Annotated in this window: 19 protein-coding genes and 1 tRNA gene; 13 read left to right on the top strand and 7 right to left on the bottom strand. The window is 62.9% G+C overall.

Annotated features, from left to right (window positions below; translation table 11 throughout):
• Nucleotides 1–15 precede the first annotated feature (15 nt).
• From nudC to CXB49_RS06970, 3 genes are all read left to right on the top strand, one after another.
• The gene (nudC, locus tag CXB49_RS06980; protein ID WP_101707722.1) at nt 16–810 is read left to right on the top strand and encodes an NAD(+) diphosphatase; all 795 of its coding nucleotides are present in this window, start codon (nt 16–18) and stop codon (nt 808–810) included.
• Between the two features lie 129 nt (nt 811–939).
• Nucleotides 940–2,172 carry a hypothetical protein gene (locus CXB49_RS06975; protein ID WP_101707721.1) on the top strand — a complete coding sequence of 411 codons (1,233 nt, stop codon included), beginning with the start codon at nt 940–942 and terminating at the stop codon, nt 2,170–2,172.
• 226 nt (nt 2,173–2,398) lie between these two features.
• Nucleotides 2,399–3,187: an alpha/beta fold hydrolase gene (locus CXB49_RS06970; RefSeq protein ID WP_101707720.1), complete on the top strand. Its 789-nt coding sequence runs from the start codon at nt 2,399–2,401 to the stop codon at nt 3,185–3,187.
• A gap of 25 nt (nt 3,188–3,212) precedes the next feature.
• On the opposite strand, the gene CXB49_RS06965 is transcribed toward CXB49_RS06970, so the two are convergent.
• The 3 genes from CXB49_RS06965 to CXB49_RS06955 all read right to left on the bottom strand — a co-directional run bounded on the left by CXB49_RS06965 (nt 3,213) and on the right by CXB49_RS06955 (nt 6,588).
• Complete coding sequence (locus CXB49_RS06965; protein WP_101707719.1) at nt 3,213–4,478, bottom strand: Y-family DNA polymerase; 1,266 nt, start codon at nt 4,476–4,478, stop codon at nt 3,213–3,215.
• On the bottom strand, nt 4,475–4,900 hold the full coding sequence (locus tag CXB49_RS06960; protein ID WP_101707718.1) for a LexA family transcriptional regulator: 426 nt from the start codon (nt 4,898–4,900) through the stop codon (nt 4,475–4,477). The genes CXB49_RS06965 and CXB49_RS06960 overlap by 4 nt, the downstream gene beginning before the upstream one ends.
• An 80-nt stretch (nt 4,901–4,980) precedes the next feature.
• On the bottom strand, nt 4,981–6,588 hold the full coding sequence (locus tag CXB49_RS06955; protein WP_101707717.1) for a methyl-accepting chemotaxis protein: 1,608 nt from the start codon (nt 6,586–6,588) through the stop codon (nt 4,981–4,983).
• Nucleotides 6,589–6,728: 140 nt separating this feature from the next.
• Between CXB49_RS06955 and CXB49_RS06950 the strand changes: the two genes are divergently transcribed.
• The 6 genes from CXB49_RS06950 (at nt 6,729) to CXB49_RS06930 (ending at nt 14,259) form a co-directional block, all read left to right on the top strand.
• The gene (locus CXB49_RS06950) at nt 6,729–7,124 is read left to right on the top strand and encodes a hypothetical protein (protein WP_101707716.1); all 396 of its coding nucleotides are present in this window, start codon (nt 6,729–6,731) and stop codon (nt 7,122–7,124) included.
• Between the two features lie 46 nt (nt 7,125–7,170).
• Nucleotides 7,171–7,246: transfer RNA gene (locus CXB49_RS06945), tRNA-Thr, on the top strand.
• A 716-nt stretch (nt 7,247–7,962) separates the two neighbouring features.
• Nucleotides 7,963–9,852 (top strand): hypothetical protein, encoded by a 1,890-nt coding sequence (locus CXB49_RS23255; protein WP_158300646.1) that lies wholly within the window; start codon nt 7,963–7,965, stop codon nt 9,850–9,852.
• 18 nt (nt 9,853–9,870) lie between these two features.
• The gene (locus CXB49_RS23250; RefSeq protein ID WP_158300645.1) at nt 9,871–10,350 is read left to right on the top strand and encodes a hypothetical protein; all 480 of its coding nucleotides are present in this window, start codon (nt 9,871–9,873) and stop codon (nt 10,348–10,350) included.
• Between the two features lie 1,053 nt (nt 10,351–11,403).
• A complete protein-coding gene (locus CXB49_RS06935; RefSeq protein ID WP_101707714.1) occupies nt 11,404–13,074 on the top strand; it encodes a hypothetical protein in 1,671 nt (556 codons plus the stop codon).
• Between the two features lie 159 nt (nt 13,075–13,233).
• On the top strand, nt 13,234–14,259 hold the full coding sequence (locus tag CXB49_RS06930; RefSeq protein WP_101707713.1) for a hypothetical protein: 1,026 nt from the start codon (nt 13,234–13,236) through the stop codon (nt 14,257–14,259).
• 76 nt (nt 14,260–14,335) lie between these two features.
• On the opposite strand, the gene CXB49_RS06925 is transcribed toward CXB49_RS06930, so the two are convergent.
• The 4 genes from CXB49_RS06925 to CXB49_RS06910 are packed head-to-tail and all read right to left on the bottom strand — an operon-like array spanning nt 14,336 to nt 19,722.
• On the bottom strand, nt 14,336–14,887 hold the full coding sequence (locus CXB49_RS06925) for a cob(I)yrinic acid a,c-diamide adenosyltransferase (protein WP_101707712.1): 552 nt from the start codon (nt 14,885–14,887) through the stop codon (nt 14,336–14,338).
• Nucleotides 14,884–17,745 carry a hypothetical protein gene (locus CXB49_RS06920; protein WP_101707711.1) on the bottom strand — a complete coding sequence of 954 codons (2,862 nt, stop codon included), beginning with the start codon at nt 17,743–17,745 and terminating at the stop codon, nt 14,884–14,886. Before CXB49_RS06920 ends, CXB49_RS06925 begins: the two co-directional genes overlap by 4 nt.
• The gene (locus CXB49_RS06915; RefSeq protein WP_101710637.1) at nt 17,742–18,170 is read right to left on the bottom strand and encodes a DNA polymerase III subunit chi; all 429 of its coding nucleotides are present in this window, start codon (nt 18,168–18,170) and stop codon (nt 17,742–17,744) included. Before CXB49_RS06915 ends, CXB49_RS06920 begins: the two co-directional genes overlap by 4 nt.
• Nucleotides 18,157–19,722 carry a leucyl aminopeptidase gene (locus tag CXB49_RS06910; protein WP_101707710.1) on the bottom strand — a complete coding sequence of 522 codons (1,566 nt, stop codon included), beginning with the start codon at nt 19,720–19,722 and terminating at the stop codon, nt 18,157–18,159. Before CXB49_RS06910 ends, CXB49_RS06915 begins: the two co-directional genes overlap by 14 nt.
• 195 nt (nt 19,723–19,917) lie before the next feature.
• On the opposite strand from CXB49_RS06910, the gene lptF reads away from it, so the two are divergent.
• The 4 genes from lptF to CXB49_RS06890 all read left to right on the top strand — a co-directional run bounded on the left by lptF (nt 19,918) and on the right by CXB49_RS06890 (nt 25,228).
• A complete protein-coding gene (gene lptF, locus CXB49_RS06905; protein ID WP_101707709.1) occupies nt 19,918–21,018 on the top strand; it encodes an LPS export ABC transporter permease LptF in 1,101 nt (366 codons plus the stop codon).
• 10 nt (nt 21,019–21,028) lie between these two features.
• Nucleotides 21,029–22,105: an LPS export ABC transporter permease LptG gene (gene lptG / locus CXB49_RS06900; RefSeq protein ID WP_101707708.1), complete on the top strand. Its 1,077-nt coding sequence runs from the start codon at nt 21,029–21,031 to the stop codon at nt 22,103–22,105.
• A gap of 1 nt (nt 22,106) precedes the next feature.
• Entirely contained in the window at nt 22,107–24,677 is a 2,571-nt protein-coding gene (locus tag CXB49_RS06895) for a [protein-PII] uridylyltransferase (protein ID WP_101707707.1), read from the top strand.
• Nucleotides 24,678–24,775: 98 nt separating this feature from the next.
• Nucleotides 24,776–25,228 (top strand): MaoC family dehydratase, encoded by a 453-nt coding sequence (locus CXB49_RS06890; RefSeq protein WP_101707706.1) that lies wholly within the window; start codon nt 24,776–24,778, stop codon nt 25,226–25,228.
• The last annotated feature ends 30 nt before the right edge of the window (nt 25,229–25,258 follow it).

Genomic DNA, 25,258 nt, shown 5'->3' with positions numbered 1-25,258 from the left:
CATGCCTGTCGCATCATGCCTTTTGAACTTCCGCAACAAGCAGCGCCGGAACTGCCCGCGCGCTGGTGCGTTTTCGACGGCAGCCGGCTGTGGCTGCTGGACGGCGAGTTGCCGTCCTTGCCGCCGGCCGGCTGCGCGCTGACCGGCCAGCGCTTTCTCGGCATCCACGAAGAACGCAATCTGTTTCTCGCCGAACTGGTCGGCGAGCCCCCGCGGGACGGCGAATGGCTGGCGCTGCGACCGGCGCTGGCGACGCTGCCGGCCGGGCAGATTCCGGCCGCGGCGCGCGCCGCCCAGCTGCGCCAGTTTCTGCGCAGCCACCGCTTCTGCGGCCATTGCGCCACCCCGCTGATCGTCGGCGGCGACCAGCTGGGCCGGCACTGTCCCAGTTGCGGCCAGGTCTACTACCCGCGCATCTCGCCGGCGATGATGGTGCTGGTTAGCCGCGGCCGCCAACTGCTGCTGGCGCGCAGCCCGCATTTCACCCCCGGCATGTACAGCGCGCTGGCCGGTTTCGTCGAGCCCGGCGAGACGCTGGAGGAGTGCGTGCATCGCGAGACCTGGGAAGAGGTGGGCATCAAGGTGAAAAACCTGCGCTACGCCTTCTCGCAGTCCTGGCCCTTCCCCCACTCGCTGATGCTGGCCTTCACCGCCGAATACGACGGCGGCGAGATCACGCCGCAGGCCGGCGAAATCGAGGATGCCGGCTGGTTCGATATCGACGCGCTGCCGCAACTGCCGTCGGGCATCTCCATCGCCCATCACTTGATCCGGCATGTATGCGACAGGATGCGCAAGCAAGAAATCTGAGCCTGTCGGCGCCGCTGTCGCGCGCAGTCCATCGCCCGCGCCGCCAATAATTCAAATAGAATATTCAGGCGCGCAAAAGCATTGCAAGATGCTGCTCGCCCTGTCTATTTCCGGATGAAAGAGCCGACGATGAAACCGAAGACCCTGCTGCGCCTCACCCTGATGCTGAGCCTGCCCCTCGCCTGCGCCAACGCGCAGGCGGCCGCGATGACCGTGGACAGCCTGGACGGACCGGTCACCCGAAACGAAATCCAGTCCTTCGTCGATTTCGCGCAGGGGCTGCAGCCGGGCGCCTCCAACGTCGACAACGAATGGGCGCAAGGCCGCAGCGGCGAAAACCTGAAAGCGATGGCCCTGGTCTACGACATCGCGCCGAGCCAGCCGCTGCTGGACAAGATGGTGTCCTTCTGCGACGCGCTGCTGTCGGAGCGCAATGACATCCAGCCGGCCCCGAATGGCCAACGCGTGATCTGGACCGGCCGCGTCGACCCGGTATGGCCGAACAAGCCGGACGTCAGCCCGATCCAGACCGGTGGCGAACAGGGCGACCCGGTGGGCCATCTGGGCAGCTGCGCCCGCCAGATCTTGAAAACCACGGCGGTTTACAATCAGAAAGTGGCCGGCGGCGACCCCTTCCGCTTCGGCGCCACCTATCTGCAACGCGCCAAGACCTATCTCTCCGAAGCCGACAAGACGGTTGACCAGCACATCCTGAAATCGCTGATCAAGCTGACCGACGGCAACCGCCTGTACTTCGCCGCCAACGCGCCGTACAAAGCCGGCCAACCGGTGCCGTGGAACCAGCAGATGATGTTCGGCTACGGCTTCCTCAACCTGGCCCAGGCGCACGAGCTGCTGAAGGACGATCCGGCCCGCGTCAAACGCTACGACCAGATCCTGCAGGCCAACCTCGACTGGTTCCTCCAGTCCGGCTTCACCCGCTACACCGACAAGGCCGGCCGCCCGGCCTATGACTGGGGCTACACCCTGCCCGACACCTCCGGCGAGGACAACAGCCACGGCAGCCTGGACAGCGCCGGCCTGTACCGCCTGTATCAAAGCGGACGCTACGGCCTGAAAGCCGCGCAGCTGGCGCCGATCGCCAACACCGTTCTCGACGTGATGCGCCTGGGCGACCGCCACTATGCCGGCCGCCTGAACGGCACCACCGGCGCCGGCAACAGCAAGGACACCAATTACCTGCGCAGCGGCTATTTGTTCACCGCCCTGTTCCAGCCCGGCGCCTACTACACCATGATGAGCGACGCCGGCATCCAGGATGGCAGCAACGCCTCCCGCATCGACGCCTTCTCGCGCTTCCTGCTGGTGAAGTCGCAACGCGCCGCCGCGGCCAAGCGCTGATCCGAAACCGGGGCCCAAACAGACCCCGCGTGCGAAAAGCCGGGCATTCCCGGCTTTTTTCCTGCCTGCCGACCCGTTCCCTAGGAATGATCCGATTATGCCAAGTCGATGACTACGGCAGCCGTCGCCGCATGGCACGCTTGACGGCCGATTAGGAAGCCGGGCGGAACGACGGGATGGCGACCCCGTGTCGACATGCCGTCGGGCAGCCCGTAAAGGAGTCGCGATGAATACGATGGATTTTGTCGATACGGGATCCGGTTTTCCGGTCCTGCTCGGCCACAGCTATTTATTCGACAGGCGGATGTGGCAGCCTCAGGTCCAGGCCCTGGCGCAACGGTACCGCGTCATCATTCCGGATCTGTGGGGGCACGGCCGGTCGCCGCAGCTCGCCGACGGCCATGCCGATCTGGAGCGGCTGGCCGACGATCATATGGCGCTGATGGACAGGCTGGGCATCAAGCGCTTCGCGGTGGCCGGCCTGTCCGTCGGCGGCATGTGGGGCGCGGAACTGGCGGCGAAATATCCGGAACGCGTGGCCGCGCTGGTCCTGCTCGACACCTTCGTCGGCGCGGAAACGCCCGAGACCCGCGACGGGTACTTTCAGATGCTGGACATCGTCGAGGAGGCCGGCGCGATACCGCCGCCGCTGCAGGAACGCATCGCCGCCCTGTTCTACTCGCCCCGAGTGCCCCGGCTGACGCTGCAGCGGCTGATCGACCGCCTGGCCGCCCTTTCCGCCGGCACGCTGCGGCAGAGCGTGCTGCCGCTTGGCCGGCTGATCTTCGGCCGGCCGGACAGGCTGGAGCGATTGCGGCGCATCCAGTGCCCGTCGCTGGTGATGACCGGCGAGCAGGACCGGCCGCGGCCGCCGTCCGAAGGCAGGCTGATGGCCGACATCCTCGGCTGCCGGTTTGTCGAAGTGCCCGATGCCGGGCATATCAGCAACGAGGAGAATCCCGCCTTCGTCACCGATACCCTGCTGGAATTCCTGAATCGAAACCTGCGCGGCTGAACCGGGACAACGGCGCGCTCCGCGCTCAGGCGATCTCGAGCAGCTGGTCCAGCCGGGTCGTGTAGCATGGCGAACGCACGTCCTGCCGCATCTCCCAGTCCGGCGTCAGCGCCTCCGAAGCCAGCTTGACGCAGCCGCGGCCGAAAGTCTGGTTGATGGCGTCCATCGTCCGCATCAGGCGCTGCCGGCGCGGGTCGGGCGCCGGGCCGAACAGATCGGCCTGCAGGCGTTCCCGCGGCGAGATCTCCATCAACACCACCCCGGCCTTCTGATAGCGGGGACCGCGCCGGTAGATCGCGCGCAGGCCGGCCAGCGCCGCGCGGGTCAGCGTCATCGCGTCGTCGCTGGGCTGGGGCAGCGGCACCACGGTATAGCCGTTGTAGCCGTCGTAGCCGAACGGGCTGGTGCGGATGCCGACGCCGATCAGCCGCGCCACGCCGCGCTGCGCGCGCAGCTTCTCCCCTGCCGTGGCGATATGGTGGCTGACCGCGGCGGCGAGCACATTGAAGTCGCACGCCTTCTCGCCGAAGGAGCGGCTGGAAATGATTTGCTGCCGCTCCGGCGCCGCCTCGTCCAGTTCCAGGCAGCTGACGCCGTTCAACTCGGCCACGGTGCGCTCCAGCGTCACGCCAAAACCCTGCCGTATCCGTCGCGGATCGGCCTCTTTCAGTTGCAGCGCCGTGTCTATCCGCCATTCCCGCAAGCGGTCGGCCAGCTTACGCCCGACGCCCCAGACCTTGCCCACCGGCAGGCCGGCCATCAGCGCGTCCCGGTCCGCCTCGGCCAGCCGACGCCAGTCGAACACGCCGTCGTCCCAGCCCGGCACCCGCTTGGCGACGTGGTTGGCCAGCTTGGCCAGCGTCTTGCTGGACCCGATGCCGACGCAGGTCGGGATGCCGATGCGGCGCTGCACGCTGTCCCGCATCCGCCGCGCCAGCGCCTCCGGCTCCGCCACGCCGGACAGATCGAGAAAGCACTCGTCTATCGAATAGACCTCCTGGCCCGGCGCGTGCTCGGCCAGAATGGCCATCATCCGCCGGCTCATGTCGCCGTACAGCGCGTAATTGCTGGAAAACACCGTGACGCCGTGCCGGCGGCACAGCCCGGCGATCTCGAAGAAGGGGCCGAACATCTGGATGCCGGGCAGCGCCTTGGCCTCGGCGCTGGCCGCCACCACGCAGCCGTCGTTGTTGCTCAGCACCACGATGGGCTTGTCGGCCAGGTCGGGCCGGAACACGCGCTCGCAGCTGGCGTAGAAATTATTGCCGTCGACCAGCGCGAAGGTCTTCATCGGAATTTCTTCACGCAGGCGGTCACCACGCCCCAGACCTGCAATTCCTGCCCCTCCTCCATCACGATGGGCAGATAGGCCGGATTTTCAGGCATCAGCGCGCAGCAGCCGCGCTTCTGATGCAGGCGCTTGACGGTGAATTCTCCGTCCACCACCGCCACCACGATGTCGCCGTGATGCGCGGTCAGGCCCTTGTCGACCACCAGCAGATCGCCGTCGTCGATGCCCGCCCCCTCCATCGAATCGCCCTTGACCCTCACCATGAAGGTCGCCAGCGGATCGCCGACCAGGTAGTCGTGCAGGTCGATGGCGCTTTCCATGTGGTCGCTGGCCGGCGACGGAAAGCCGGCGCGGACGGTGCCGCCCGCCAGCGGCAGGACGCCGCCTCGCGGCGGAATCGATAAGGGATGGTATGCGCTCATGCCGGCACCTTGAATATGTACACATTCAAGATACAGCAGAGCCGCGCCGCGCGCCACCACCATCCGACAGCCGGCGATGGCTACAGGCGGAACCGCGACACCGAATCCTTCAGTTGCTGCGCCAGTTTGGCCAGCGCGGCCACGTCGCCGTTCGCCACCGACACCGAGGCCTGCGATTCGTCGACCATGCGCGTGATCGACGCCACATTGGCCGCCACGCTGTGGCTGGCCTGCGCCTGCTCGGTGGCCACCTTCGCCATCGCGCGAATCTGATCCAGCGAGTGTTCCGCGCCCTGGTTGATCTCGCGCAGCGCCAGCGCCGCCTCGCGCGCGCGATCCACTCCGCGCGCCACCAGCGGCTTCACCTCGCTCATGCTGTCCACCACCGAGTCGGTATCCACCTGTATCCGCTGCACCATGTCGGTGATGCGCTGCGTCGCGCTCGAGCTGCGCTCGGCCAGCTTGCGCACCTCGTCGGCCACCACCGCGAAGCCGCGCCCGGTTTCGCCGGCCCGCGCCGCCTCTATCGCCGCGTTCAGCGCCAGCAGATTGGTCTGCTCGGCGATCTCCTTGATTTCCGAGGCGATGCCGTCGATCTCGCGCGAGCGCCCCGCCAGGCTGCCGATCAGCGACGACGCGTCGGCGATCTGGCCCGAAACCAGCTGGATTTCCTCGGCGGCCTGCGTCACCAGCTTCTCGCCCTCGCTGGCCAGCTTGCAGGAGCGCAGCGAATTGTTCTCGGTTTCGTCGGCGCAGGCCGTCACCTGGCTGCTGCTGGCCGCCATAGACTCGATCTCGTGCGATGTGCCGCGCGTCACCTGCAGCGACTCCTTCGCGACATGGTCGATCCGCTCGATCTGGCCGCTCAGGCCGCCGACGGCCCGGCCCAGATCGTCGGCCCCGCCCTGCAGCCGCTGTATCATGTCGCGCAGGCTGCCCTGCATCGCCGCGATCGCGCCCATCAGGCTGTCGTCGCGCTCGCTGACCACCCGCAGCGACAGATCGCCGGCGGCGATGCCGCGCGCCGTTCGCGAAGCCTGGTTGGGCTCGCCGCCTATCACCGTGTAGATCGAGCGCGCGACCAGCCAGGCCAGCACCACCACCAGCGCCAGCACCGCGCCGCCTATGCACAGCAGCCTCAGCGCCAGCTGATTGAACACCCGGTCCACATCGTCCAGGAACACGCCGGTGCCTATGGTCCAGTCCCAGCCGTGGATGCGCATCACCGCGTTCAGTTTCGGCAACGGCACGTCGCCGTCCGGACGGCGGGTGCGGATCTGCACGAAGCCGATGTCGGCGTCGCGCAGCGCGTCGTGGTAGGCCTGCACCAGCGTGCGGCCGTCGGGCAGCTTCTCGCCCGGATCGGCCTTGCCCAGCTTGCGCTTGTCCGGATGCACCAGCACCAGCTCCTTGCCGTCCCGGGCGAATACATACGTGCCCTTGTCGCGCAGGCTGCTCAGCGCCTCCACCACCCGTCGCTGGGCTTCCCCGCGGGTCAGCTTGCCGTCCTGCTCAAGCTGCTGAAAATGCGCCACCTGCTTGCCCGCCAGCGTCAGCAATGTGTGAATCTGCGTTCGGTGGCTGTCCAGCAGCGAATCATGCAGGCCGTACAAGGCCACCGCTGCCAGAACCGTCAATCCCAGGCCGGCGTTCAGCACCAGAATGCCCAGGCGGGTGGAAAGCTTCATCGCCGTCACTCCTGATCCAGTACATCCTCGTCACACTCGCGCATGCCGCCCGTCGCTGGCCGCATGCCGCACTCATGCTAATATAGGCAGATACCTGCGCGATCCCAATCGCCGGTCCCATTTATCCGAACAAGTCGAACATGAAACTGATCAAGCTCATCGCTCCCCTAGTCGCCGTCGGCCTCGCGCTGGCCAGCCCGCTGAGCCGCGCCGAGCCGGAAGACCAGCCTCTGCCCGGAGACTTCCAGCCGGCGCCCGCCGCCAAACCGCTGCACCAGCCGCACGCCGCCGCCAAATCCGCCCAGCCCAAGCGCCACGCCAAGGCCGGCCACCGGCAGGCGAAGTCGGCCCACGGCAAGCACAAGGCGGGCAAGGCCCGCGCGCACGCCGCCAAACACGCCCATGTGAAAAAGCACGGCAAGAAAGCCCACGCCCATGCCGGCAAGAAACCGCACAAGCCGGCCAAGGCCCACAAGGGCAAGCATCACAAAAAGCCGGCGAAGAAACATCGCGCTCATCACCATAAAAAACGCTAGGGCTCTTGCCAAGCCGGATTGAGCGCGGCATAATTCGCACCTCTTCGCCGGTGTAGCTCAGTTGGTAGAGCACCTGACTTGTAATCAGGGGGTCGCGAGTTCGATTCCTGCCGCCGGCACCAGATTCCACGGGCCTTTCAGCGCTGCTGAAAGGCCCGTTTCGCTTTTGCCGATGATTCCGCAACACGCCGTGCCGGCGTGACTCTCACTTCGCTGTTTCGCCATGCCCGCCGTCAGCAGCGCGACGCTGCTCATCCGGGCTTCTCCCCGCGCGGCCGCCGCAACCTGCGAGTCGTAAGCGATTTTCAAAAGTTTTCGCTCCCCCCTCCCCCTACTATCCCCGTTGTGTCTCGCAGCAGACCGCACATGCCGGACACATATCGGGAAGCCACAATAGCGCATCGTCATTGACCGTCCGGAACAAAGGCGAGATGGAGCCGCGCGCCTTCCCAAGGTGGGTTTTACTAAGAGTCGGCCTAACATCTGTCATGCCGTGAAAATATCAAGACTCTGGGCCTCGCCGTCACTCCGGCATTACCAGAATCTTTTGTTGAGAATGATTACATTCAATTAAAAACAATGACAGCAGTGACGTCATCCACACTGGGCACGCCAAGGTAATATTGATAAAAATGGCTTCCTCCTTTGAAAATTCAACAATAGCATAATCAAAATGGGCACCTTTAAATCTTTGAATTAAAAATCATGGAAAGTAAAAACTAAATTTAAGCAAGCATTATTGTATGAGTAGAACCACGCGTCCATCAGATCCATATCGCATTGAGTTCGATATCACTTCAATTTTTAATTGAATAATTTAATATTTAAAGAGTGCATCATGCCGATTACAAATGAATTTTCACAACAGAATTTTACGCTTCTCCAGCAGCTTTATGAAAAATCTGATAAAGAAAAGGCAAAAGATGGCCAGGCTATGGTTATCGATGATCGCAAGCAGCTAAGAGCCAGTGTGGAGAAAGCATTCATTGAGGCTTTTTTTAAGCGGGATGGCGCTTCCTCCTGGACTGAACTGGATGGCAAGATTGCAAAATTCAAGGCGGATGCGGGTTCACTGCTTGCCAAAATTGAATCCGGCGAGCAAGCCTTAAGTCGAAGCACACTACAAGACATCCATCGCATAGCGCTAAAAGATATGCTTGGGGCCGGCATGATGCGCAAGCCGTATGAAACGGTGGAAATCAACTCCACAGCCAATGCCATATCCCGGTATGGTAATAAACCAATTCGTCCCGGCTATGGCCTGGTGCATATCGCCAATAAACAGGGAGCCCAACATGCTGACCTGTTTATCGAAACCGCTAGCAAAGAGAATAGCGGTTGGAAAAGACACAGTCTGATCCATGCTACTTTTGGTGTTGTTTTTCCATCTGGGCGGCCCGCTGATTTCAATCCAAGCAGGGAAGCCATTTTCAATAACCGACATACGGCGAACTTGGGCATCAAAGAAACTGTCTTTAATGCAAATGATGGAAAATTCTGTAGCGATGGCAATTACTCGATGGATGCTGTCTCTTATGCAGACAAACAGCTTCTGGGCACGAATGAGTTTTTGACCTTAGAGTTGCCAATTGATCAGATAAAAAAAATGACGGATTATATTTTCGCTGCCAAACATATGGATGGCACCAAATCTGGCTTACCTATTTATCAAATACGGGAGGGGATAAATAGCAAGACAGAGCTGGAAACAATGAAGCGCTCCGCACAAACTGAGTTAGATAAAATAAAAACATTCCAAATGAATAATTTCTCAAAAAGATTTGAGGAAATTACCGCCGAGGCAGAGGACACAGACAAGCATGAGCTCATCAAAAATAAACTTTCCGAATTCAAAAAAGAGATAGAGACTTTCAAGGAAGGAAATTCTCTTCTTTTCAAATTCAAGACATTACTATCAGGCTTAATTGAGAAATTAAGCTCCCCCACCAAGCCAACCCCCCTGGACATTAAAAAGCTTACGGCAGAATGCCTGCAGCAAATACAGCTCATCGACAAAGAGCAAGATGCAAGACTTTATTATTATTCCGCGATGAAAGAACAGGCGCAGAATAAAATTGATAAGATTGATTTTAAAACGGCATTGGATACTTATATAAAGCAAACTCTATCCCTTTCATCATACTTATCGAATTTAGATGACGCAATTGACTCTACCGAGGATGAGGATGGCTTTAACATCTTGACACCCAAAGTCCAGATGGAAAGGTTGTTTAGAGAAGGGACAACATGCATACCGGATCACATGAAGGACTCCACTGGCTATAAAGAAAAAGAAAAAGCATTTTTAGCTGCAAGAAATGCATTTATAGCCTTGAAAGGACCAGGAGAAAGTCACTCAGGTAAAAAGATCGATGCTTATTTGAATAATCAATCCGAACATTATGCCAAAAAACGCCAGCAAGCTTTTTCACATGCCGATGGTGCCAATATTATAGGCATCTCTACTGATAGAATAGCAGGAGAATGGAAAGCTTCATCAGTCAATTGCGCAGGTTTATGCCTGCGCATGCTGAGAAAATTCTCCAATATTGACATGAATGGCGCAAAAGTCATGTGGCCGATAGGGGCATCATCCCCTCAGAAACTTGCCCAAACCGCAAGCCCTCAAGGTTTCATCAGGGCGGAAAACAATGCTTCCGATCCCGCGCAATCGATGCTGAAAGTAAACGAGGCAAAATCCCGTCACTTTATCCGTAACATCAATTAACGATTCAGGGGATCCATCATGAGTGACAAGATTGCTATGGAAGCAAATTCGAGCTTGCTGAAGCAGGCTTTAGGTGAAAACATCGATCTGGATGGCAATATTGGAAGTGCACTAATTGGCAATGAAATTTACAGCTTTCTCATAAGAGATAATGGGCTTGTTCTGGTTTCCGCATTGGATGAAATTCAAATCAATAACACCATGATGGAACATGCTCTTCACATGAACACGACTCTTGCTTTTGAAGGGAGAGGATCTATTTGCTACGATGCCGAATTCGAAATGCTTTATTATATAAGCCATGTTCACACCTCTGGAAATGATATGTCGAGCGATAATTTGCGTAGCCGATTAGAATTATACGCAGAAACACGTCGCTGGATAAATGACCGCTTATTGCTTGCCGATGTCAACGTGGAAAAAAAGACTGACTTGTTAAGTAGTGCCGGGGGAAGAAATTTTTCTGGAATGAGAAATTTTTCTAGTCTATCCAGATAATGATTTGAAGGCTTGGCATTTGCTTGGCACTCCTCGCTTTCAAGTCGAACGAGCGATAAACCAGACATCCGTGATAAGCTTACGAAAGGCACTCAGCGAAGCAAGCGTGCAATATCGATCCTGGCAAGAAAAGGTGGATGGTCGGAGCAATCCGACCATCCAAGCAATGAGGTTTGTTCATTAAAAATGAGGGTAGCGCCATTCCATCCCAGAAAGATCATACGCTCAACCTCTCCAAAGCAACGATGGCACACTTCTCGCTACGCCTATCCAATATCGCTCATTTTATCCTTAATTTTCCATTTACAAATTCATACCCATATTTTAACTCAAACCGTCCATTCTTATTCAATTTACAATATTGCAAATCACCATTTTTCACAAATTAATTATTAGTGATTGGCTTATTTTTTAGTGCGCCCCCTCTCGTTCCCATCCACTTTTTAATACTATCGCCTTCATACACTGTAGCTTGCCTTGGATTATCTAGATTTACTCCACGTGCTAATAAATCGCTGCTCAGACCTTCAAATATTCATTCAACATTCCCATTATCGTCATTCACTTTGCTTTCGATGCGCCAACGAGCAGGTCGCACGACTCGCCTCACCCCAGCTTGCCAGGCCGCAATACCCACCGATGCCGCCATTCGATTAACATATTCCGGACACCACGCCTAAAAGGCCATTGGAATTCCCGAAGATATTGCTTGAAACAATCCAATCAGGTCTGAGCCCAATTCCACAGCTCACTTGGACAATTAGCTTCGACTTTCCCGCACCGAAACAAGCTTGTGCCTGAATTCTTCTATCCAATGACTTGGAGCAACAATGAATAAGCGAACCATTCACGTTGGCGCAGGAGCTCATTCATTATCCCAGCCCTCATTTGCAAGGGACTCACGTCAGCAAAAACTATCGGCCTAGCCTGGCGATGATTGACAGAAAAATGGCAAAACGAATCAGATCGATCTTAATTTCAACTGCCGCCACAAATAGATCAAGACACGCAAGTAGTCTGACTTTACCAGTCAGCTTTTAACGAGGTAGCCGCATGTCTTTCTTCCAGAAAAACCAAACCCTCCCGCGATTTAAAATCTATCTGGCCGCCCTGCTGCTGCTCGGCAGCCTTCCCGCCTACGCCGGCGGAGCCTTCGGCGGGGCGGAGCTGGCCAAGCGGCTCAGCGGCCTGTATCAGAGGGCCCCCAGCGCCTGCGACGGCGCGAACGGCCTGCTGCTCCGGGAAGCCGGCGCGCTTCCCGTCGATGGCAAGACCTGGTATCTGAACCAGGCCTCGGCCAATCCGTTTACCGACAAGCCGGGCCTGGTCGGACTGGTTTTGCCGATGGACGCAAATCAGCACGCGACGCTGCCCGATTGCGCGCTGGCCGGCGATCCCGCCGATGGACAACGCGCGGCCGGCGGATGCTGGCCGGCCGCCGAGGCGGGCCAGGCCATAGATTCCGATCCGTCGTCCTGCGGCAAACTGATGGTGAAGTACGGATGCGACGTGACGATGGACAACTGGCTGAAGCGGCGCGCCGATGGGCAGCCGGCATGCTCGTTCAGTACCCGAGATCAGGCGGAATTCAAGCAGGCCTTGCTGACCGGCGCCAAGCTGTCCGTTCCGCTGGTGCTGCCGATGCAGGAATGGCGGGCCACCGACTTGAAAGGCATGACCACCCGGGCCGTCGTCTACGCGGCGGGCTCCGAATCTGGCCGCAGCGCAGCCCGGTCGACCAGGCTGGCCTTGTACAACGACTGGAAACTGGATATTCCCGTGCTGGCTTTCGACGCGCCGGGCCACGGCTTCAAGTACCTGGACGACGACAATCCGACGCCGCGCCGGAGCGGGCAGACCGTCGTAGCCGAATTGAACCGGCGCTTCAACAACACGGTGACGGACTGCGGCGGCAAGCCGGCGCATCACTGCTCCGGCCTGCTGGTGCACATGGCGGCGGCCGGCCAATACCCGGTGTGGGACTATAAGCCGCACCGGGACAAGGCCGGCATTTCCTTCGTCTACCTGCGCAGGGACACGAATTCGCTGCTGCAGAACCTGGGGGGGCTTGTCGGCCAGCAGGGCGTGGTGTTCAAATCGACAGACGATCAACAACAGGACGGACAAAACGCCGATTTCGCCTGCCTGTATCCGTCCGATGTCGATTCGAACTACGCCATCGATCAGCCCGAACAGCTGTTCGATCCGCACACGGCATTCTGCACGATGAATCCCCGCTCGCCCCTCAAGGCGACCATCAGCGCGTATTTCAACGATCACGCCAATCCGACTGACCCGTCATCCTGCCAGGACTCGAAACCGTTAAAGACCTATCTGGACCAGCATGGACTGACGCTGGACAACGCTACGGGACCACAGCTTTTCGACGCCTGGAAGGAAAGCCAGAGGATGGACGGGCATTACCGGTGCTCGTTCAGCACCCGGAAAGCCAATCAATTCCACGCCGCGATTCTCGCCTCGCCGTTGTACTACTACTTGAACTGGAACGAGGGCATGGTCCGGAGCTATCCGAAGGCGGCCGCCGATGTCGCGCACTTGCCGATCGAAGCCTTCTTCTTCATGGCGGGCCAGTCGAATGCCGGGGCCTTCACCTACCAGACCCAGTATATGAAGGCCACCGGCGTGACTCAGCAGCTTGCCCCACCGGTGGTCAAGTACGATCCGACGAAAGCCGACCCCTTCTCTTTGCAAGAGAAACCCTGATCGCCAGTCAAGGCGGCAAGCGTTCGGATGCCGGCGGGTCGAATGGCGATGGCGCCCGCCGCCATTCGACTCGCCGCTCCGGCATGGATAAAATCTGCAAGGCTGGACGCCCGCGCGCCGCTAGCATACTGCGCATCCCTCTTCTCGCCGGCCACCGACATGCAGATACAAGGACTTCGCCCCATCACGCCCCAGACCGCCGCCCCGGCAGCCGACGCTCCCGTCGCCGGCAAACTGGCGACGCAATTGCGCCAGACCGAGAATCGCCCGGCCGCCTCCGGCCAGGCCCAGGCAAGCAACCCGCTGGACGGCCTGTGCGTGCGCCAGACGCTGGAATGTTTCGATCATCCGCAGGCCCGGCGGCAGCTGGGCGACAGCGCCCTGCTGGCCAACTTCCCCTATAGCCGGGACCTGGACAGCCTGAAACACACCCAGTGGCGGCCGGACACCGAACTGGCAAGACTGCTGGCCAAGGGCGGCAAGCTGGAATACCAGCCGCAGCAAGGCCGCCTGCTGGACCCGGACAGCGGCCTGGTGGCCTATGTGTTCCGCAACAAGGCCGAGGGCGAAATCCGGCTGGTGTTCGGCGGCACCACCAGCGGTCGCGGCGTCGGCGATCTGGCGCCGCGCAATCTGAAGAATATCGGCAGCGTCACCCGGCAATGGCGCGCCAATATCAGCAACGCCGTTTTCGGCGGCCGCCCGGCCTGCTACCGCCAGGCCGCCCAGCTGACCCACAAGCTGCAGCAGCTCGCCGCGGGCCTGCCGCTGATGCGCGCCGGGGAGCCGGCCTACACCGTCTCCACCGGCGGCCATTCGCTGGGCGGCGGCATGGCGGCCTACGCCGCGATGAAACTGTCCACGCCGCAATCTCCCATCCGCGCCGAGTGCTTCAGCAGCGCCCAGTTCGGCCGCGGCCTGCAGCGCGAACTGCTCGCCCAACACGGCGGCGATCAGGAACAGGCCCGCGCGGCCTCGGCCGATATCCGCCACTACTGCGTCAAAGGCGATATCGTGCCGGCGCTGGACGGCCTGCTGTCGGTCCGCCACGTCGGCCAGCTGTACCAGCTTCCGGCCGACCACGGCTCGGACGACAGCCGCCTGGGGCGCCACGACAAGTTTCTCGATCATGTGCGGGACTTTGTCGCCAGCACCCGCGAGGGGAAATCGAAGTTCTACGCCTGATCGGGCTGGAGAGCGGAGAACGACAAACGCCCCGCGCGAGGCGGTGCGTTCCCTGGCGATCAAAACCTAACGCCGCTCAGCGCTTCCGGCCGGCCCGCCACAACACGTCCGGCACGCCGCCTTCGCGATTGAGATAGCGCGCCAGCACGAACAGGAAGTCGGACAGGCGGTTCAGATAGCGGCGCAGCGGCTGGGACACCGCCTCCTCGCGCGCCAGCGCCACCACCGCCCGCTCGGCGCGGCGGCAGACGGCGCGCGCCTGATGCGCCAAGGCCGCGCTGCGCAGGCCGCCTGGCAGGATGAACTCCTTCAGCGGCCCCAGCTCCTCGTTCATGAACGCGACCAGCCCCTCCAGCGCCTGCACATGGCCGTCGGTGATGGCCGCGTAGCCGGGCACCGCCAGTTCCGAGCCGAGATCGAACAGATCGTGCTGGATCTCGGCCAGCCATTCCGCCATCGGCTGCGGCGGCGGCTCGGCCAGCAGCACGCCTATCGACGAGTTCAGCTCGTCGACATCGCCCAGGGCCTCGATGCGAGCGCCGTCCTTGGCTACCCGGCTGCCGTCGCCGAGACCGGTCGTGCCGTCGTCACCGGTGCGGGTGATGATGCTGGACAATCTGTCGCTCATCGCTCGCCGTCCCTGCCGCTGGCGCCGGCGTCGTTCAATGCCTGGCGCAGGCTTTCCTTCAAGGCGTCGCCGAACAGCATTTCATAGTCCTCCTTCAGCTGGTGCATCATGCCGGACAACATCTGCTTGGCCTGCACGTCGATCGCGTCCTGCAGCCACAGCGACAGCTCCACCTTCATCCGCGGCAGCATCTGCTCGTACAGCGAATCGAACAGCGCCTGCTCGTCCAGTTGCGGCCCCGCCGGCAACTGGCGGCCCACCGCCGCCGCGCCCGAACTCATCGCGGCGATCTTCACCACGGCGACGGCCTCGGCCTCCTGAGGGACCTCCGGCGACTGGGCAGCCGCCTCGACCGGCTCGGGATCGGCGCGCCTGCCCAACAGGCCGGACAGGGCCGGCAGGTCCTCGTCGTCGGCCTGCGGCTCTGCCCCGGGCGCTTCCGCCGGCGCAAGCTCGGAAACCGCAGTCTCGTCGGTCGCCTCCGGCTCGACAAGCCGCTCTGGCATTTCCGGCGACGGCCCGGATTCGACCGCATCAACTTCCGGCACAGGCTCGGCAAGCTCGGCCTCGTCGACCGGCAAGGTCTCCGCCTCCGGCGCGAACGCGGCGGCCTCGACGCTCAATTCCGGGATTTCCGGCAGCGCCTCGACCTGCGGCTGCACGGCTTCCGTCGTCTCCGGCTCGACCGCGGGAACGGCTAGTTCCTCTACCGGCGACGGCGTTTCCGGCTCGACTGTCGGCGCTTCGGCGAGCAACTCCGGAATCTCCGACAGCGCCTCGGCCTGCGGCTGCGCGGCTTCCGCCGCTGCCGGTTCGGCGGCCGAAACGGCAAGTTCCTCTACCGGCGACGGCGCTTCCGGCTCGACCACCGGCGCTTCGGCGACCAGCCCCGGAATCTCCGGCAACGTCTCGGCCTGCGGCTGCGCGGCTTCCGCCGCTTCCGGTTCGGCGGCCGGCACGGCAAGCTCCTCTACCGGCGACGGCGCTTCCGGCTCGACTGCCGGCGCTTCGGCAAGCAGCTCCGGAATCTCCGACGGCGCCTCGGCCTGCGGCTGCGCGGCTTCCGCCGCTTCCGGCTCGGCGGACGAAACGGCAAGTTCCGCTACCAGCGACGGCGTTTCCGGCTCAACTGTCGGCGCTTCGGCGAGCAGCTCCGGAATCTCCGACAGCGCCTCGGCCTGCGGCTGCGCGGCTTCCGCCGCTTCCGACTCGGCGGCCGGAACGGCAAGCTCCTCTACCGGCGACGGCGCTTCCGGCTCGACTGCCGGCGCTTCGGCAAGCAGCTCCGGAATCTCCGACGGCGCCTCGGCCTGCGGCTGCGCGGCTTCCGCCGCTGCCGGTTCGGCGGCCGAAACGGCAAGCTCCTCTACCGGCGACGGCACTTCCGGCTCGACTGCCGGCGCCTCGGCGACCAGCTCCGGAATCTCCGGCAGCGTCTCGGCCGACGGCTGCGCGGCTTCGAGCGCTTCCGGCTCGGCGGCCGGCACGGCAAGTTCCTCGACCGCCGACTCCGGCTCCAATATCGCTTCCTCGACACCTGGTTCAGGCATCCCTGCTTCAAGCATCTCCGGCTGCGGCTCTGCCGGTTCGATCGCCGCCGGCGCACGCTCGGGCGCGACGCCCGCTTCGACCGGCGGCGGGGACGCCCGCTTCGCGGCCTCGGTCGCCGCTTGTTTGGCGCGCTCCTCGGCCAGTATCCGTTCGGCCTGCTCCAGCCGTTCCTTCATCGTCAACGCCGGCGGCGCCGTCGAATCCACCGATGCCGGCGCAACATCGGGCTCTGGCAGCGGCTGCGCGGCCACGGCGGCAGCCTGTCTCTCGGCCTCTGCCGCCGCCTGCCTGGCGCGCTCCTCTGCCAGCGTGCGTTCGGCCTGCTCCAGTTGTTCCTGGATCGTCAACGCCGGCGGCGCCGTCGATTCCGCCGATGCCGGCGCGACGTCGGGCTCCGGAAGCGGCTGCGCGGCCGCGGCGGCAGCCTGCTTCTCGGCCTCGGCCGCCGCCTGCTTGGCGCGTTCCTCGGCCAGCGTGCGTTCGGCCTGCTGCAGCTTTTCCTGCATCGTCATTTCCGCCGGCGGCTGCGGCGCCGGCAGCGTCGACAGCCATTCCAGCCCTGTCGGCGTCTGCTCGCGCCCGACGCCGCCGCCCAATACGCCGCTGGGCAGGCTGTCCAGCGAAATCGAGGTGAAGGCCGGCGGTTCGGGTTCGGGTTCGGGTTCGGGTTCGGGTTCGGGTTCGGGTTCGGGTTCGGGTTCGGGTTCGGGCGCAGCAGCCTCGTCGGTGGCCGCAAGCGACGCAAGCGGCTCTGGCTGCGATGTCGCCGCCACGACATCGGCCCAGCTCAAGTCCTCGCCGCCGACGCCCTCGACCACCGCCTCGGGCTGCGTGTCCCCGGCCGATGCCGGCTCCGTCGACGCCGCGGCCTGATCCGGACTGGCCCGCGCCATCAGCGCGGCCAGGCCGCTGGCCTCGGCTTCCGCTTCCGCCGCGCGCGGCTGCAATACGAAATCCAGGCCGGTATCCGCCTCCGGCTGGCCATCGCCGTCGGCAAGCTCCAGCGACGGCAGCGAGCTGAAGTCCAGCGGCGACGGCTCCTCCACCGGCGTCGCGTCGGCCGCCAGCAGATCCTCCAGCGTCAGTTCCGGTATTTCCAGCTGCGGCGAATCGGGCGGGCTTGCGCCGTCCAGTTCGGAGGCCAGCAGATCCAGCTCGGAAGAGAAATCGAATTCCGGGACGTCTCCGCCTTCGGGCGGCGTCTCTTCGGCCAGCGTAGGCACCGCCGCATCGTCGACCACGTCGGTCAACACCGGCAGATTCAGGGCATTCCAGTCGGCTTCATTCGGTTTCTGCGACTCGGTCATGTTGGCGTTTGACTCATGTCGTGATGTTCGATCGCGCAACCGTGCTCACGGTAGGCACGGAAGCGCTCGCGGGCGGTCGCCAGCGAGGCCGGATCCCGCCCAACTATCTCAAGAATGCGCTCAAACCTGTCTATTTCATAGGGCAATTGCGAACCCAGATTCAACAATACCGGGTGCGACAGCTCGTCCGGAAGCCGGGCGGCGAGCCACACCGGCGTCTCCTGGGCCTGCGGCGCCTCCAGCCGGCAATGCGGCACGAAGCGGGTATCGCCGAAACTCCACAAGCGGTTGCTGAACACTTCGACATCGCGTTCGCTGTCCAGCCAGATCAGCAACCGTTCCTTCTTGCGCTGCACGGTGTCCGCCAATCTGCAGGCGAATTCCTGCGGATCGGCGACATTGGTGTAGAAATCAATCTTGGTCATCTTCTGCCACTTCGGGCGCCTCGCGGCGCGGACGGCCGCGACGGACCACATTGCCCAGCGCGATATCGGCGCGATCCTGCAGGAACTGCACCAACAACGGCACCGGACGCGCGGTGGCGCCCTTGTCCTTGCCGCCCTTCCAGGCGGTGCCGGCGATGTCCAGATGCGCCCAGTCGTAGGCCTTGGCGAAACGCGACAGGAAGCAGGCGGCGGTGATACTGCCGCCGGCCCGGCCGCCGATATTGGCCATGTCAGCGAACGGACTCTTCAGCAGTTCCTGATATTCGTCCCACAGCGGCATGTGCCAGGCGCGGTCGGCGACTTCCTCGCCGGCGGCCAGCATCTCGCGCGCCAGGCTGTCCTGGTTGCTGTACAAGGCGGTGGCGATATGGCCCAGCGCGACCACGCAGGCACCGGTCAGCGTGGCGACGTCGATCACGGTGGACGGCTGGAAGCGCTCGGCATAGGTCAGCGCGTCGCACAGGATCAGCCGGCCCTCGGCGTCGGTATTGAGAACCTCGATGGTCTGGCCGGCCATCGACGTGACGATGTCGCCCGGCTTGACCGCGTTGCCGTTCGGCATGTTTTCGCAGCTGGGCACCACGGCGATGACGTTCAGCGGCAGCTTCATCTCCGCCGCGGCGCGGAAGGCGCCCAGCACGGTGGCGGCGCCACACATGTCGTACTTCATTTCGTCCATGCCTTCGCCCGGCTTCAACGAAATGCCGCCGGAATCAAAGGTGATGCCCTTGCCCACCAGCACAATGGGTTTGTCGTTCTTGTCTTTGGCGCCATGGTGCTTCAGCACGATCAGCCGCGCCTCCTCGCTGCTGCCCTTGGCCACGGCCAGGAAGGAGTGCATGCCCAGTTCGGCGATTTCGCGCGGACCCAGCACCTCGACTTCGGCGCCGAAGGCCTCGGCCAGCTTGCGCGCCTCGTCGCCCAGATAGGACGGCGTGCACACATTGCCCGGCAGATTGCCCAGATCCTTGGCCAGCTTCATGCCATTGCCGATGGCCAGGCCGCGCTGCAGGCCCTTCTCGCCGTCGGCCAGATCGCTGCGACGCGGCACCGCCAGCGTCAGCTTGCGCGGCTCGCGCACGGACTCGTCCAGCTTGCTCTTGAAGCGGTCGAAGCGATACAGCGCGTCCAGCGTCACCACAGCGGCCTGCTCTATCATCCATTCGACGTCGTGTTTTTTGACAGTCAATTCGGACAGGTAGCTGACGGCCTCGCCGGCAGAAGTCTGCGTCAGCGCGCGGATGGAGGCGCGCACCGCCTCGCGGTATTCCTTGGCGCGGAAATCGCGCTCCTTGCCCAGACCGACCAGCATCACCCGGTCGCACAAGGTATGCGGCACCGAATGCAGCACCAGCGTGCTGCCCAGTTTGCCCTCCATGTCGCCGTGACGAATCACGTCGCTGATGAAGCCGTTGGAGATGCGATCGAGCAGGTCGGCGGCGAATGTCAGCTTGCGCGACTCGTATACGCCGACGATCACGCAGGCGACGCGCTGCTTCTCCGGGCTGCCGCTTTTTATGTTAAATTCCATAAGTACTCCGCTGTAGAACGAGTGTCGTTGCTCCACCTCATGACGGCCGTCTAAGCTCGGGGCAGACGGACGGCTTCGCCGCCGGTGAACGCAGGATTGTTGTATTGGTCCAAATTTGCCGGAAATGGCGCTTCAGAATTGTCTCATCGAATTATCACAATGCTTTTCACAAAAAGTCAAAAAGGCACTGAATAAATGGTTTTTCAAAAAAGCCTGACACGCGAATTGACTTTCACCGCCTTGGGTGTATTCGTCGTGCTGCTGGCCATCATCATCTCCACTCAGGCGATCAACCTGCTCGGGCGCGCGGCGGAGGGTCAGATCGCCAACGAGGCCGTCACCGCGCTGATCGGCTTCTGGACGCTGGGCTTCTTCCCGGTCTTGATGATATTGACGGTTTTCGTCAGCGTGCTGGTGGTCCTGACCCGCACCTGGCGCGACCATGAGATGGTGGTGTGGCTGTCCTCCGGCCTGTCGCTGCGCGACTGGATCTGGCCCATCATGCGCTTTACCGTGCCGCTGGCGATGCTGATCGCCGGCGTCACGCTGTTCGTCGGCCCCTGGGCCGACCAGCGCAGCCAGGATTACGCCGAGATCATCAAACGTCGCGAAGAGATATCGGCGATCTCCCCCGGCGTGTTCAAGGAATCGGCCTCGTCGACCAAGGTTTACTTCATCGAGAATTATTCCGGCCTGCACAGCGCCGCTTCCAATATTTTCATGCAGGACATGACCGACGGCAAAGTCAGCACCATTTTCGCCAAGCACGGCTATATCGCCATCAAGCCGGACGGCGAGCGCCTGCTGGTGCTGGAGGACGGCCAACGCTACATCGGCGAGCCGGGCAAGGCCGATTACCAGATCGGCTCGTTCAAGCGCTACAGCGCCAGCATAGGCGAGAGCCAGGTCTCCGTCGGTCCGGCCAGCAACCGCCAATCGATTCCCACCGGCCAGCTGCTGGGCAGCGCCAACCCCGAATACCGGGCAGAACTGGCCTGGCGCCTGTCGATGCCGATCAGCTGCGTCATCCTGGCGCTGCTGGCGCTGCCGCTGTCGTATTACAACCCGCGCAGCGGCCACACCTACAATCTGCTGTTCGCCCTGCTGGCCTTCTTCGTCTACCAGAACGGCCTGACCATCGCCCGCAACTGGATCGCCCAGGACAAGACCGGCGTCTGGACCATCGCGCTGGTGCACGCGGCGATGCTGCTGATCGCGCTGCTGTTGCTCAAGCACCGCGACAAGCCGCAGATTCCGTTCGGACAATCGCTGTCCCAGATGTTCGGCAAAAACTGACAGAATCCCGATGAAACTGATACACCGCTACATCATCAGCACCCTGACCCAGTCCACGCTGTTCACCCTGCTGGCGCTGCTGGGCCTGTACGGCTTCTTCGACCTGCTGGCCGAGGTGCCCAATCTCGGCACCGGCAATTACACCGTCGGCGTGATGGCCGGCTACGTTGCGCTGCTGGCGCCCGGCCACGCCTACGAGCTGATGCCGCTGGCCGTGCTGATAGGCGGCATGGTGGCGATGACGCAGCTGGCCAGCTCCAGCGAATACACGGTGATCCGCACCTCCGGCGTCACGCTGCGGCAGATCGCCGCCACGCTGCTGAAATTCGGCCTGGGCTTCGCCGTGCTGACCATCCTGCTCGGCGAGTTCGTCGCGCCGTGGGCGATGCAGGAAGCCGAGCGCAACAAGCTGTCGGCCACCCACTCGATGGTGGCCCAGGAGTTCCGCTCCGGCATCTGGGTCAAGGACAACCAGAACTTCATCAACGTCCACGAGATGCTGCCGGACAACACCCTGCTGGGCATACGCATCTACACCTACAACCAGGACTTCAAGCTGGAGCGCACCCGGCTGGCCGAGCGCGGCACCTTCGACAAGGGCGAACACAGCTGGCTGCTGGAAAACGTCAAGGAAACCGAGCTGGCCGGCGACCACACCGTCAGCCGCGGCTATCCGTCGCTGAAATGGAAGTCCATCGTCGAGCCGGAAATCCTGTCGGTGCTGCTGGTGGTGCCGGAACAGATGTCGGCGCTGAACCTGCTGACCTATATCGAACACCTGGAAAAGAACAAGCAGCAGACCCAGCGCTACGAGATCGCGCTGTGGAGCAAGCTGTTCTACCCGCTGGCCTGCATTTCGATGGCGCTGGTGGCGCTGGCCTTCACGCCGCAGCAACGCCGCCACGGCCAGCTCGGCATCAAGCTGTTCGCCGGCATCTGCCTCGGCGTCAGCTTCCACTTCGTCAACCGCCTGTTCGGCCATCTGGGCCTGTTGTACGACTGGAACGCCATCCTGTCGGCCACGCTGCCGACCCTGCTCTTCCTCGTCGGCGGCATCGCCATCATCGCCAAGCAGGAAAGGCGCTGACATGACGGCCGGCGCCGCCGCTCCGCTGCATTGGCGGCAGACGCTGGCCGATGCCAGGCGGCAGCTGGCCGAACGCTACCGCGTCGACCGCGAGCCGCAAGCCTATCTGAAATCGTACAGCCGCGTCGTCGACCAGGCGCTGGAGGCGCTGTGGCGCGAACAGGGCCTGGACGGACAGGCCAGCCTGTCGGCGGTCGGCGGCTACGGCCGCGGCCAGCTGTTTCCCGGCTCCGACATCGACATCCTGATCCTGCTGCCCGACCCGACGCCGGCCGAGGTCAACGACAAGGTCAGCCACTTCATCGGCCTGATGTGGGACATCGGCCTGGAGATAGGCCACAGCGTGCGCACGCTGAGCGAGTGCCTGCGCGAGGCGGCCGGCGACATCACCATAGAGACCAATCTGCTGGAAAACCGGCTGGTGGCCGGCCCGGAGCAGCCCTGGCGCGAGCTGATGGCGCGGCTGGAGGCGCAACGCGATCCGCTGGCCTTCTTCGAGGGCAAGACGCGGGAGCAGCAGCAGCGCCATACCCGCCAGTTCGGCGTCAGCAACAATCTGGAACCGAACCTGAAGGAGAGCCCGGGCGGCCTGCGCGATCTGCACACCATACTGTGGATCAGCAAGGCGGCCGGCCTGGGCGACAACTGGGATTCGCTGGTGCGCCGCGGCATCCTGACGCTGGCCGAGGCGCGGCTGATCAAGCACAGCGAGGAACAGCTGCAGAAGCTGCGCATCGATCTGCACCTGCTGGCGCGCCGCCGCGAGGACAGGCTGATCTTCGACCTGCAGCAGCAGGTGGCGCAGGCCTGGGGCCTGGCCGACACGCCGGCCAAGCGCGCCAGCGAACAGCTGATGCAGCTGTATTTCCGCGCCGCCAAGACGGTCAATCAGCTGAACGGCATCCTGCTGCCCAATCTGCGCGGCCGCATCTACTCGCAGGTGCCGCGCGTCACCCAGCACATCAACGAATACTTCCACGCCGTCAACGGCATGCTGGGCATACGCGACGTCAACGCCTTCGACAAGCACCCGCCGGCGATACTGGAAGCCTTTCTGACGCTGCAGCGCCACCCCGAATTGTCCGGCTTCGCGCCGCGGATGCTGCGCGCGCTGTGGCATGGGCGCAGCCTGATCAACGACCGCTTCCGCCAGGATGCGCGCAATCGCGAGACCTTTCTGCAGATCTTTCGCGAGCCGTCCGGCCTGACCCGCACGCTCAGGCGGATGAATCTGTACGGCATCCTGGGCCAGTACCTGCCCAATTTCGGCCAGATCGTCGGCCAGATGCAGCACGACCTGTTCCATGTCTACACCGTCGACGAACACATCCTGATGGTGGTGCGCAATCTGCGCCGTTTCGCCATCAGCGCCTACAACCACGAATACCCGTTCATGTCGCGGCTGATCAACGACTTCGAACGGCCGGAGACGCTGTATCTGGCCGGCCTGTTCCACGACATCGCCAAGGGCCGCGGCGGCGACCATTCGCAGCTCGGCATCGCCGACGCCGACGCCTTCTGCCGCGAACACGGCCTGGCGGAAGAAGATTGCCGGCTGGTCGCCTGGCTGGTGGGGCAGCACCTGACCATGTCCAGCATCGCGCAGAAACAGGACATCTACGACCCGGAAACGGTGCAGCGCTTCGCCGATCTGGTGGCTACGCCGCGCCGGCTGGCCGCGCTCTATCTGCTGACCGTGGCCGACATACGCGGCACCAGCCCCAAGGTGTGGAACACCTGGAAGGCCAAGCTGCTGGAAGATCTGTACCACGCGACGCTGCGGGTGCTGTCGCGCGGCGGCGAGACCGACCTCGCCTCGGAACTGGAGGCGCGCAAGAACCAGGCGCGCGCGCTGCTCAGGCTGCACGCGATACCGGATGGCGTCGAAGCCGGCCTGTGGGCCCAGCTGGACACCGTCTACTTCCTGCGCCACGAGGCCAAAGAGATCGCCTGGCACGCCCGCGTGCTGAACCGCCAGCTGGCGCCGCAGGCGCCGCTGGTGCGCGCGCGGCTGGCCGACGACCACGACGGCATCCAGGTGCTGGTCTATTCGCCCGACCGGCCCGAGCTGTTCGCCCGCGCCTGCGCCTTCTTCGGCCGCACCAACTACAGCATCGCCGACGCCAGGGTCTACACCACCCGCCACGGCTACGCGCTGGACACCTTCCACGTGTTCGTCCCCGAACACCACGAGGGCGACTACCGCGACATGATCAACTTCATCGAGTTCGAGCTGGCCGCGGCCCTGGCCGCCGACCAGCCGCTGGCGCTGCCGCCGCCCGGCCGCATCAGCCGCCATCTGAAACACTTCCCGATCACGCCGCAGGTGTCGATCCGCCCGGACGACAAGGACAACTACTATGTGCTGTCCATCGTCGCCGGCGACCGCCCCGGCCTGCTGGCGCGCATCGCCAAGGTGCTGGCCGATTACCGCCTCGACGTGCAGTCGGCCAAGATCATGACGCTGGGCAGCCGCGCCGAGGACTCCTTCCTGGTCTCCGGCGGCGCCTTGAAGGACGACAAGACCGCGCTGGCGCTGGAAGCGGCGCTGATCGCCGCGCTGCGCGTCTGACGCCTGAACGCCTGCGGACCAAACCATCCGGACTTTGACCATTGCCGTCGCCGGCGCTATGCTGCATGACCCGACATGACGTTAACGTAAGCCCAGCCATGCTCTACTTCGAAGATCTGCAAGTCGGACAGCGCTTCCTCAGCCCCAGCCACACGCTGAGCGAGGACGAGATCGTCCGCTACGCCCGCCAGTTCGACCCCCAGCCCTTCCATACCGATCCGCAGGCGGCCGAGCACAGCTTCTTCAACGGCCTGGCCGCCAGCGGCTGGCACACCAGCAGCCTGTCGATGCGGCTGGTGACCGAGTCCGAGCTGGGTCAGGCCGCCAACGGCCTGATCGGCATGCAGGTCGAGCACATGCGCTGGCCGCGGCCGACCCGGCCCGGCGACACGCTGCAGGTGGAAGTGGAAATCCTGGACATGCGCCGCTCCGGCAGCCAGCCCGGCTTCGGCGTGGTCAAGGTGCGCTGGACCACCCGCAACCAGCGCGGCGAAACCGCGATGCAGCTGGAATCGGCGCTCTGGCTGCAATGCCGGCCGGCGGCGGACTGAGAACGCGCGGACATCAAACGGCCGCCGGCA

The organism is Chromobacterium sp. ATCC 53434 (genome assembly GCF_002848345.1).
In the GTDB taxonomy this organism is placed as follows: Bacteria; Pseudomonadota; Gammaproteobacteria; order Burkholderiales; family Chromobacteriaceae; genus Chromobacterium.
The sequence above is the reverse complement of the archived record's forward strand: the minus strand, read 5'-3'. Positions and strand labels throughout refer to the sequence as shown.

Coding starts and splice junctions, on each gene's coding strand:
- nudC (WP_101707722.1), top strand. CDS start 16: ATGCCTTTTGAACTTCCGCAACAAGCAGCGCCGGAACTGCCCGCGCGC.
- CXB49_RS06975 (WP_101707721.1), top strand. CDS start 940: ATGAAACCGAAGACCCTGCTGCGCCTCACCCTGATGCTGAGCCTGCCC.
- CXB49_RS06970 (WP_101707720.1), top strand. CDS start 2,399: ATGAATACGATGGATTTTGTCGATACGGGATCCGGTTTTCCGGTCCTG.
- CXB49_RS06965 (WP_101707719.1), bottom strand. CDS start 4,478: ATGAAGACCTTCGCGCTGGTCGACGGCAATAATTTCTACGCCAGCTGC.
- CXB49_RS06960 (WP_101707718.1), bottom strand. CDS start 4,900: ATGAGCGCATACCATCCCTTATCGATTCCGCCGCGAGGCGGCGTCCTG.
- CXB49_RS06955 (WP_101707717.1), bottom strand. CDS start 6,588: ATGAAGCTTTCCACCCGCCTGGGCATTCTGGTGCTGAACGCCGGCCTG.
- CXB49_RS06950 (WP_101707716.1), top strand. CDS start 6,729: ATGAAACTGATCAAGCTCATCGCTCCCCTAGTCGCCGTCGGCCTCGCG.
- CXB49_RS23255 (WP_158300646.1), top strand. CDS start 7,963: ATGCCGATTACAAATGAATTTTCACAACAGAATTTTACGCTTCTCCAG.
- CXB49_RS23250 (WP_158300645.1), top strand. CDS start 9,871: ATGAGTGACAAGATTGCTATGGAAGCAAATTCGAGCTTGCTGAAGCAG.
- CXB49_RS06935 (WP_101707714.1), top strand. CDS start 11,404: ATGTCTTTCTTCCAGAAAAACCAAACCCTCCCGCGATTTAAAATCTAT.
- CXB49_RS06930 (WP_101707713.1), top strand. CDS start 13,234: ATGCAGATACAAGGACTTCGCCCCATCACGCCCCAGACCGCCGCCCCG.
- CXB49_RS06925 (WP_101707712.1), bottom strand. CDS start 14,887: ATGAGCGACAGATTGTCCAGCATCATCACCCGCACCGGTGACGACGGC.
- CXB49_RS06920 (WP_101707711.1), bottom strand. CDS start 17,745: ATGACCGAGTCGCAGAAACCGAATGAAGCCGACTGGAATGCCCTGAAT.
- CXB49_RS06915 (WP_101710637.1), bottom strand. CDS start 18,170: ATGACCAAGATTGATTTCTACACCAATGTCGCCGATCCGCAGGAATTC.
- CXB49_RS06910 (WP_101707710.1), bottom strand. CDS start 19,722: ATGGAATTTAACATAAAAAGCGGCAGCCCGGAGAAGCAGCGCGTCGCC.
- lptF (WP_101707709.1), top strand. CDS start 19,918: ATGGTTTTTCAAAAAAGCCTGACACGCGAATTGACTTTCACCGCCTTG.
- lptG (WP_101707708.1), top strand. CDS start 21,029: ATGAAACTGATACACCGCTACATCATCAGCACCCTGACCCAGTCCACG.
- CXB49_RS06895 (WP_101707707.1), top strand. CDS start 22,107: ATGACGGCCGGCGCCGCCGCTCCGCTGCATTGGCGGCAGACGCTGGCC.
- CXB49_RS06890 (WP_101707706.1), top strand. CDS start 24,776: ATGCTCTACTTCGAAGATCTGCAAGTCGGACAGCGCTTCCTCAGCCCC.